We start from the raw sequence: 10,641 nt of genomic DNA on the forward strand, positions 1-10,641 counted from the left end.
GACAAACTTAAAGGCAAGAACAATGCTCATTTGGAGGCCGGGGAATTTTAAGATTTTGATTATTGGAGGTCCGGTTGATGTGATTCAGGTAGTAGGGAGGAGAATTGGAAAGGTAATTTCCCTACCTATTGTTATTCAATCGTTCACCTTTGAAGAATTAAAGGATTGTACAGTGCCATTCCTTCAGTTGATTTGATTTTGATTCCCTACTGTCCGACTATTCTATTTTTGTCGGACCGTAATGATTTAGAATAAGGTATAATTCAGTTAGGGAAGAAGAATAGTACTATCTTTTTATGATAAACTTAATTGTCCTGCTTATTCTGTCTGAAGTAATTCGTACAAAATAAATCCCATCACTGAATCCACTCGTGTCGATTAACAAGGATTTTCCGGACTGTCGAACAATACTCATGGGATTCATTTTTTTTCCAGTAGCGTCTACAATTTCTATATCATTTAGTTGCTGGAAAATGGTACGCTCAGCTTCCAATACAATGGAATTTTTTGCCGGATTAGGGTATAACTTAATGGATGGTGCAAGCTCGTCGCCAAAATTGGCAGCAGTTATCATTTCTTTGACAGAAACTTTGATACTTGTTTCTGAACTATTTTCACCAGAATCTTTAATTCTGTACTTTATAAGATGTTCGCCTATGTCTCGCTTTGTAAATTCAGTTTTGGAAAGGACTCTTTCTATAATGTTGCCGTTATCCGTACTTCCTAGGTCTAAATCTTCCCATTTCAGTGTAGCTTTCCCTTCCGAATTCAATTGAAGATTAATGTCTTTGACAGCGGAGAGGGTAGGTGCAAAATTATCCAAAACAGTCACACGTATTTCTTCAGAAGACTCATTTCCAGAAACGTCTTTTGCCCTTATTGTAATCCTATTTTCTCCCAAATCAGCTCCTGTAAATTCTGCTTTTGAAAGTGTTATTTCTTTCAATAGATCATTATCAAAGGTTCCTTGATCAATATGATCAATTGGCAAATTCGCCTTTCCTTCTCTTGTCAATTCCAAGGTGACCGATTTATTAATTTTCATGGTGGGTGAAATTTCATCTATAATTCCCACGTGATCTGACCATTCTCCTTTTATTTCTGTACTGATACCCAGCACTTTAGCCTGTAAGTCAGAAGGTAATTCTCTGTAATTTTTGAGAGTGAATTCATTTGAATTCAATACCGTATCTAAAATGATCTGTTCATCCTTGAAAATCCTCAATTCATAGTGACTGGAATTGACATCTTTCTTCCAAGAAAGATTGGCATTCCCCTCACTGATCTTGGAGTCAATGGCTAATCTGGAATTCGAAAGTGTTGCTGCTGAGAATCGGTAAATGCGGGAATCCGATGCCGGTATGGTCACGCTCAAACTCCCTGTCACGGTGGATGTGGTACCCATATAAAGCTCTTTCACCGAATAGGAACTACTGGTACTGAGACCGACCCTGCCTAGGTTTACATTGAATGTTTTGGAAGAAGTGCCATAATTGACGATGGCTACATACACATAGCTTCCAATTTGCTTGACAAACAATTCACTCGCATTGGTTCCGGTATTGGCCTCAATGGGTTGGAAAGCTGTTTTGCTGCGGCTGATATCGAGCAATTCTTGGTTTTGGGTGTAGTTCTGAATGCGGCTATCCCATACGCCGGTGGTAGAGAAGTCATCACCCAAAATCGGCGTGCCTGTTACTAGTCCTGAGGTAAAGCGAGCCCGATTTGTTCCCTCCGTTTCATTTCCGAACACCATGTGATCGGCATCGATAAAATTGTACATGTGGGATTGCCACCAACCGTAGCTGGTGGAATTCAAGGTGTTTTCTGTATTACCTATCGAACTCATGGCATCGCAGGCCACACGTCGCATGTGAGCATATTGGCTGGTGACCACATTTGGAGATATAGCAACATAAACCAACATTTGGCCCGCAAGCTGATCTATTAAATACTTCATCCCCTGATTGAATGCCTGCATGCCGGTTTTCACCGTCGGGTCGTAGTAGCTGTCTGCTTCAATCGCAGCATGTCCAATAAAATCTATCTTAATCATGGTAAAGCCACTGGCTTTAAACCTTCCGATCAGATGAGCAATCCGTTGTTTGGTTCCGGGATGCGTGGGATCCAAGGCCCTGCACCCGTCAAAATCATGGTAAGCTCCATTTACTTTGGCCCATGCCTCCGTGTAATTATGGGAGCTGCCTTCAATTTGCCGTGAGGTTTTTCCCCAATCGACGAAAGGAGCCCAATAAATACCCGGTTGCAATCCTTTGCTTTTACAATAGTTGACAAACTCAGTCAACTGGCTGAAATCACCGGTTAATCCCCCTGGAGTCAAGTTGTCCCAATAGGAATCGAGATTGATGTAGGCGGTATTATCATTTCGGAAGGCCGGGATTTTATTGGCGAAATAGTCCACCACTGCTTTACTCTTGGAAAGCGTAAGCTGAGATTGAATAACCCCCCAACTGTTCCATCCAAAGGGCGTCCCTCCCGTCCAGTTGAAAAGATAACGTGGTTCCGCGATAGCTTTTGACTTGGCGTAATCCTCCATGCCCATTCTGAAGTCCGAATAATAGCCGACAAAAATCTTTGGGGATTTCAAGGTAGCTCCGCTAATCGTGCCGTGCGCCCTTGCATCACGGGTTACAGCCTGCTCCGTATAACCGCCCCACACCACAAGTTCCGACAAGGATGCCCCTGTTCCGGTAGTTTTTATTCCTGTTTTCCAAACATTTTGTTCCACCGAACCTACTACCAGGCCTTTGCGGCTGGTATTGTCATAGACAGCGCCGATTTCAGAGCTGGTGTTGGTGGTGTTGGTACTCATCGATTTCGCATTGTAGGTAATCCAAGCGTCGTTGTCGAAGGGAACGAATAGGGTTCTGTTGTCTCCGGTTGACTGAATAGTGGCTTTCGTCGAGGACAAGGGAGACATGTAATTGCTCGTCAATGCACTTCCAGTGATGAGCACTTCGGTGAAAAAGTAATCCTTAGCGGGATAGGTGTAAAAAATCTGTTGCATTTGGGGCATCCCTGTACCTGTCAGGGTCAAGGTATGCTTGGTTCCCGCACCGAATCCATCGTTGATGGCAGTAGAAGCGGTTGAGACGCTGGTGTAGGCGGTACTGTTCAGGGTGGTAGATCCATTTTTCACAGAGGCAATGGCATCGCTGATGATTTCGACCCCATTGAATACCACATCATAGGTTCGGGTGATTTTGTCATACACTACGGAATTATTGGCACCAAAAGCCATCGAAACCGAATTGGTAGGGTCGAAAATCCCTGTAAAGTTTTGATAGGATTGATCAGATGCTAATGGAGAATACGAAAAACTTCCGGGAGTAAACGTGTAGGAGGCTTTGGAAGGGGTGACGGTATAGTTTCCTCCATTCAACTGGGTAAATTGATAGAATCCATTGGCATCGGTGGTGGCTTGGGCCGCCGATGCTCCGGATAGGCTGACGGTGCAGGAGACGGCAGCATTATTCGCGTCCTTTACATAGCCCGAAATGGCATAAGTCTGAATGGGCGAAGCAGGAATAAACAGTCTATCGATATCCGGAGCATAGCCATTGTTTGCTTGATATAACCTTATTGTGTTTTGCCCCGCAGTTAATGCAACCTGATAGCTGATTGTGGCAGGGGTGTTCCAACCTCCTGAGTTGGGTACATTCTTGGTGTCAGGTGTGCCTCCATTTGTGCTGACCGACAAACTTCGGGTATTGTCTCCGGAGGCATAATAAACGATCATGTTGTACAATCCCGATGAGCATGCATTGACCCTCAAAGTTAGGGAGGCCGTGTTGTAGAGGTTGCCTACCTTGCTGCCTCCTGAACAGGTACTGCAGGAACTGACGGCAGCACCATTTGCCATAGTGCCTGATTCTGCCTCATAGAATGTATCTGCACAGCTTACGGTGATCGTACTTGTAGCCGTTTTATTGCCATCCTGGGTCGTTACGGTGATGGTAGAAGTACCCGAACCAACACCCGTGACAAGGCCTGTAGCGTTTACAGTGGCGACGGAGGTGTTGCTTGAGCTCCAGGTAACAGTTTTGTTGGTGGCATTGGTAGGAGCCAGGGTCGCTGTGAGCTGTTGGGTACCGCCGGTCCGAATGGAAGCGGTGGTAGGGCTGAGGCTTACACCGGTGACCGCAACTGGAGAGCTTGAATTCACTACTATTCCCACCCGGTCAATGTTGAGGGGTTGTGCCGAGACACTTTCGTAAATGCCCCATATCAGTTTCCCACCGGACACGTAGTTGCTGATGCTGGAGGTGATACTTCTGGTCATTACTCCATCTGCGCCAGAGCCTATTCTCTGGGTAGTTCCGATTCGTACCCATACTCCCCGGACTACATCACGTGCCCAAATGCTGAAGTCTGCCGCCGATCCGTTGAGGAAACCTTCAAAGCTGAGATCCATACTTGAAATATTGCTTGCAGAAATGGAGCTCTCCAGCCATAAAAATACCTCGTCTCCACTGCCCGGATTAGGAGTGGTCCAACGGCTATTGTCTGAAGTGGCTATCGCGGCGGACTGCGCGCTGCTAGCCAAGATTCTGGAGTTTAGGTCTCCGGTGACTGTCATGGGAAGGGTAGCAGACATGGCATCCACGTCGCAGTAGAAGGCAGTGGTGGTTTGTGCCGAAGCTTCAACGCTTTGAAACGAAATAAATATGGCTAAGAGGAATTTAAAAAAATCAAGACAAGTTTGACTATGGGTCTTTGGGGTTGAGCTTACGCGCATAAATAGGGTTTGTTGAATTAACCCACAAGCTTACAAAAATTCAATTAACTTCTTTGTGGTTCAATATTTTATCTAGATCCATCAGCTAGACCAGAAATATCTCTATCCGTATAACAGCATGCTGGATTTTTATTTGGTTTGGTCAGCGTAGTCAGTGGTTCTTGTGTTTTTTTCCAAAGGAGATGAGCAAGTAAAAATGAAAGATCCCACTATTTGAATCTTCGCCGATGCTCTTGGATAAACTTTGCCAGTTGTTTGGTGAAGCCCCTTTTTATGGGAAGAGTTAGTCCGTCCAACAGGACTTCTTTATGATTGAATGCTGTGATGTAATCCAGATTTACCAAATAGGATTTATGAATCCTTACGAATTTGTTTGGGCTCATCATGGGTTCAACTTCCTTGAGAATATTTCTCATTCTGTACTCATCTTTTTTTCCCACAATTAGCGTGTACATGCCATCCGCTTTCAAATATTTGATATCTGAGTCCATCAATACCACTGAAAATCCATCCTTTCTTAATGTCAAGTGGCCTTCTTTTGGAGGTAATGAATTCTTTTCATGCTTTTTCTTCAAAGCAAGTTGGATGTTGGAGATTAACGTCTCTTTATGGTAAGGCTTTACTACAAAACCATCATACTTTGTCTTGGACACTCGATCTAGGTAGCTGGCGTCACAACAAGCCGTCAGATAAACAACCGGGAGTGCTAGTTTGGCATTGATTTTCTTTACCAATTTCACCCCATCATCATTTCCCTTTAATCTGATATCCATAATTATCAGATCAGGAATATCGAATTTCAAAAAATTAAGGGTATCCTTACTTGTCCTCAATGCAGCGAGAGTTTCGAATCCCTCCATTTCTAAAAGCTCAGATAAATTTTCCGCTATCAAATGATTGTCCTCCACGATCAGTACTCTCGGCTTAGTGGGTTTTGAAATTTTGTAAAATTCCATTTCTGTAGTTTTCATAGTGGGTTGGTAGAGGGCAGAGGACTTAGGATCAGGTTTTCCATGGATTGATTAAAACCCTGTTTTACTTTTTAAGGGATTCGGGCCTTTTTCTTTTTTGAAAAAGGGTTGAATGATTTACAGCCGGTATTTATCCATTTTTTGATGTGTTGGCGGTGATTATTTTTCTCAGCCAACTCGGCTTTTTTAGCGACGGAGGATTATTCCAGATGGGAATGATAAGCTCTTCTAAATTCTTGGCTTTGAATTCAAGGTTGGTGGAACTTCCACTACTCGATCCAAATCTGCCTATCAAGGAAGTGATTCGATTCGACTCAACTTCATTCCAGCTTGATTAAGGCCCCATCCTCAGAATTTTGCATGAGCTTGCATGGTGAGAATTCAAAATGGCAGAAAATCAAGCCCTTCACCGGTGTGGCATCACATCGCCCGGGTAATCCCGATGGTTCGGTGTTTTTGCAGCACAGCAAGTGATGTTGGATCATTTTGGATTCGGAATTGGAAGGCTAATGTATCCAGCAGGTTTATGGAAATCGGATAAGTTTTATCGTTTCGGTTTGACCCTCCCATTCGATGTTCAGCAAAGTCACTCCTCTTGGCAATTCTCCCAAAATCTCTCCTAGGTAAATCATGTGATCTTTTCCTAAGGTGATTTCTACTTTTTTGTAAAAACTCCCTCCTCTGTAGGCACGTAAGTTGATTTTTGCTCCTTCAGCGAGGTTTCCTTTCAAATATTTTATACTCACTACTTCCCCATGCGATGGATTAGGGTAGGCTACCCATTGTTGACTGTAATCGGGGGTAGTGCTTCTTTTTACCAGCTGAATAGGGCTGTAGGTAATTTCTTGTCCTAAGGAATAGGTAATTCGATAGTAGATCAAATCCTCAAAAATGGGATAGCTCTCATCAGTGTATGAATAACTCACCGGAGCCAGGGAGTTCTGTTGGCTTTTGATTTCTCCGATAGAAGAGAAACGACTTACATCACCCAAGCTCCGTTCAATGCAATACACTCCTCCTTCAAATTCAGTATTCATTTCCCAATGGATTGCCACTTTCTGACCTACTTCTCGGGTGTCAAAGTTCTTCCACTTGAGGTTGAGAATGGAGGCTACGTCCAAGAAATAGTCTACGGTCTGCCTACAGCCATTTGCATCGGTGACTACAAGCCTGTATAGCCCGGAGGGTAAATCAAAAATGTCTCGGTCTGAGCTTGCAAAATTTTGGCCGGTCCAAGAAAAGGAATAGGGACTAGTGCCGCCTGTGATGGAAGTGACAAAGATACTTCCGGTAGTTTCTCCAGATCTGGTTGGCACGATGGTTACTTGGATGTCAAAATTTGGAGCAACAGAGACATTTTTAGTCACACTGATCGAGGTGGTCCCGTCGCTGACGGTCAGCCTGACTGGAAAAGTACCAACTCCGGGAAAATCATACCTCGGATCCCTGAGGTTGGAATCTGAAACTCCATCGCCTGTGAAATCCCAGGCATAGGTATAAGCAAAAGGTGGTGTTCCGCCGGCAGTTAGATTGGTAAAGTCAATTCGGGTATTGCACTGAAAACTGGCAAACGAAAAGTCGGGAGTGAGTAACTCATTCACAGTAAAGGTGGCTGTTTGAGTACATCCCCGTGCGTCGGTCACCAGGAGGGAATAGCTACCCTTGGTCAGGGAAGAGATGTCCTCGCTGCTGGAGGTACTCCCATTCGGATAGGTCCAGAGATAGGTGTAGGGAGACGTGCCTCCGGATGCCGTGACATTGATACTCCCCGTAGCTCCATTGACCTGAGTCGGGGTGATGGATGGAATGATGCTGATCGGTGGAGGGACGACGATGGTCTGACTCACCGTGGTGGTTAGTTTATCCGGGGTAGTATTGTCGGTAGCAGTGAGGCTGACCAAATAAGAGCCGGGTTGAGGAAAAGTAAAACTCGGATGGGTTGCATTTGTGGTGCCCAGCCCGGCAAAATTCCAACTGTACGTATAAGGGGCAGCACCTCCCGAAGTCCCGTTAAGGAAGCTCACTGTAGTACCGCTACACGGAACTGTAGCCGTAAATCTGGGGAATAAGGGGATAATTGCCGTGAAACCGGGCCCACTGTAATAGCATTGGGAATTAATTCCATTGATTATCGAGGGAGTCAGGGTCTGACAGGTGGTACCTGCTTTCCCTTGCCCGTTTTCCCAAGTGAAAAAGATATTTCTGATGGATACCACATCTCCCCAAGTCCAGCTGAAAGTGGTCACGGGGATCGACTGATTGAGAATGATGGAAGTTTGACCGGTCAAATTGTCAAACAAACAGCTTTGCTGCTGATTAACGACCCTCACTCCATTGACAAAGATGTCATATACCATGGCGATGTTGTACGCACTTGTCGTACTTCCACCCAATTCCACGAAGATTCTACCGGTCACGACCGTCTGACCGACTACAAAGGGATCGGTCGCCGTAAAATTACTGCCATCCAATTTCTTCAGCTCATATTTAGTGATACTGATGTTCGCCTGAGGACACTTTTGGGCATATCCATCTTGGGCTCCCCAAAGCAGGTAGGATCCGGTGAATAGGATCAGTATTCTTAGTTTAGTAAGAAGCCCCATTAAATTGGACGTTTTCTAGAGTCGAAGTTTATTCAAATATATATTAATCATTTGATTGAGCTATTGAAATGTTATATAATGTAAATAAAAGTACGTATAATGTCAGGTTTAAGAGTAATTAGATTTAATTTAATATAACTTGTAACAGATATATACTGAATACGGGTAAGTGTTTTAAAATGATATAATTAGATTATAATATATAATTAATAGTAATATTTAATCAAGTTATTATCAAAAATAAACAATTCATTTAGCGACTTCCACTGTGGAGGCAAGTCAGGGAAGAGCTCAAAAGATCCCGATTGAATGCAATGGCAACCTATTGAAATTTTAACCTGAGGATCTGATTTGAATGGCCCTGAAGTCATTAGCCCTAACGGAATGCGCGGAGGGCAATCCCACACGAGGGATTAGACTTCCTATTCCGAGGTCTCAATGCATCTTATCCCTTCTTTCCTCCGCTCATCCGACAAAAATAGGGGCTCAGTGCATTCTGTTTACAGATTAGTACAGTAGGTTTACAGAATCGGTTTTTATAGTTGGTGCTATTCGGGATTTTACCACCTTTAGGACATCATCAACTGAAACGCATCATGAACCGACCCTTCTTTAGAATTTACAGCCTTGCTTTTTTGGCGGTAGTTTCCTCGTTTTGGGCGATTTCCTGTACCGCTCCGGAGGAAATCAATCCCACCCTCGAAGAGTTCAATTCCCTGGCGGGCAAGCCTCAGCATCAGCCCGGTAACTACATCGTCCTGCTCCAGGATAATTCCATCAACTTTAGAAAAACCGCTTCCTACGAGGAAGTACAGGCCGGAATGAGAAAAATCTCCGAAGACCTTACCGCCAAATACGGTGTAGCACCCCAGCAGATAGGCCAAGTGTATGGTCATGTGGTTACGGGATTTGCGGCGACCTTGACTCCGGCCCAGGTAGAGGCCCTGCGAAAAGACGATAAAGTAGATCACATCGAAGAAGACGGATTGGTATATGCCAATGCAGAGGTCACCCAAAGTCCCGCTACCTGGGGCCTAGACCGGGTAGATCAGGCGACCCGGCCCCTGAGCAACAGCTATTCCTATACCCACACCGGACAGGGAGTAAAGGTGTTTATCCTGGATACAGGGATCAAGTACGACCATGTCGATTTTGAAGGCCGTGCGATTCAGGGCTATTCAGGATACAATGACGACGGATCCGATAAACAAGGACACGGCACACACGTGGCAGGTACTGTAGGCAGCAAGACCTATGGGATCGCCAAAAAAGCCACCTTGGTATCGGTGAAGGTCTTGGGAGACACAGGCTCAGGCTCCTGGTCCACGGTGATCGCGGGGATGAACTGGGTCGTGGCCAATAAGGGGACTTCCCCGGCTGTGGTCAATATGTCGCTTGGAGGCGGAGGAAGTAGTTTATCCATCAATACTGCCGTAAAAAACCTCTACGATGCCCGAGTACCTGTGATCGTGGCGGCAGGCAATGACAATGCCGATGCCAGCGGATTTACTCCGGCCAATGCGCCTGAGGCCTATGCCGTAGGAGCGAGTACCAGTTCGGATGCCCGTTCCAGTTTTTCTAATTTCGGGACTACGGTCAGGCTTTTCGCTCCGGGTTCGGGGATTACTTCTACTGCGGTCAATGGGGGCACTGCCACCTACAGCGGCACGAGTATGGCCAGTCCGCATGTAGCCGGAGCTGCAGCCCTCCTCCTCCAGGCCAATCCTACAGCGACTGCATTGCAGATCTACGAGTTGATCAGTGCCAATGCCACCAAGAATGTGATCAACCCCAACGCGAGCTCGACTACAACCAACTTGTTATTTACCAAATCTACGGCCACGGTGACTCCGGCACCGGAGCCTGCTCCGATCACGCTTTCGGCCACCTGGTCCAAGGTGTCCGGCAGATTGAGGGTCAACTTGACCTACTCTGGATTCACTTCCGGGCAGAAAGTGGACATCTACCGAGACAATGTACGGATCACGACTACCACCAAGCTGACCAACTTTACAGACCAAACCAGTCTCAGAGGCAGTGGCTCGGTGACCTACAAGGTCTGTGTATCCGGAAGCTCTTCTGCCTGCTCACCCGAAGTAAAAGTGGATTACCTCTAAGTGCTGGGTTTAATGATTCAAAAGGGGCTTTTGGCCCCTTTTGTTTTTGGGTACAAGCAGGGAGGGAAGCGACGGGGCAGCTGCTCCCCGATCGGCAAGATCTGATCCGGGATTTGGGTACGCAGGAGCTGTCACCTATCGCTGCTACCTATCTCCCCAGGTCCTGGCCAAGCCCTGGCCCGACGAGAGCG

4 protein-coding genes are annotated in these 10,641 nt (G+C 45.7%); 1 reads left to right on the forward strand and 3 read right to left on the reverse strand.

Annotated features, from left to right (window positions below):
- Positions 1–286 precede the first annotated feature (286 nt).
- The 3 genes from ACFPIK_RS15390 to ACFPIK_RS15400 form a co-directional block, all read right to left on the reverse strand.
- Positions 287–4,759 carry an Ig-like domain-containing protein gene (locus ACFPIK_RS15390; RefSeq protein ID WP_377916836.1) on the reverse strand — a complete coding sequence of 1,491 codons (4,473 nt, stop codon included), beginning with the start codon at positions 4,757–4,759 and terminating at the stop codon, positions 287–289.
- Between the two features lie 209 nt (positions 4,760–4,968).
- Complete coding sequence (locus ACFPIK_RS15395; RefSeq protein WP_377916838.1) at positions 4,969–5,715, reverse strand: response regulator; 747 nt, start codon at positions 5,713–5,715, stop codon at positions 4,969–4,971.
- A 539-nt stretch (positions 5,716–6,254) separates the two neighbouring features.
- Positions 6,255–8,333 (reverse strand): PKD domain-containing protein, encoded by a 2,079-nt coding sequence (locus ACFPIK_RS15400; RefSeq protein ID WP_377916840.1) that lies wholly within the window; start codon positions 8,331–8,333, stop codon positions 6,255–6,257.
- Between the two features lie 596 nt (positions 8,334–8,929).
- Here ACFPIK_RS15400 and ACFPIK_RS15405 point away from each other — a divergent pair.
- Complete coding sequence (locus tag ACFPIK_RS15405; RefSeq protein ID WP_377916842.1) at positions 8,930–10,450, forward strand: S8 family peptidase; 1,521 nt, start codon at positions 8,930–8,932, stop codon at positions 10,448–10,450.
- Positions 10,451–10,641 lie beyond the last annotated feature (191 nt).

This window comes from Algoriphagus aquatilis, from assembly GCF_042657405.1.
In the GTDB taxonomy this organism is placed as follows: Bacteria; Bacteroidota; Bacteroidia; order Cytophagales; family Cyclobacteriaceae; genus Algoriphagus; species Algoriphagus aquatilis.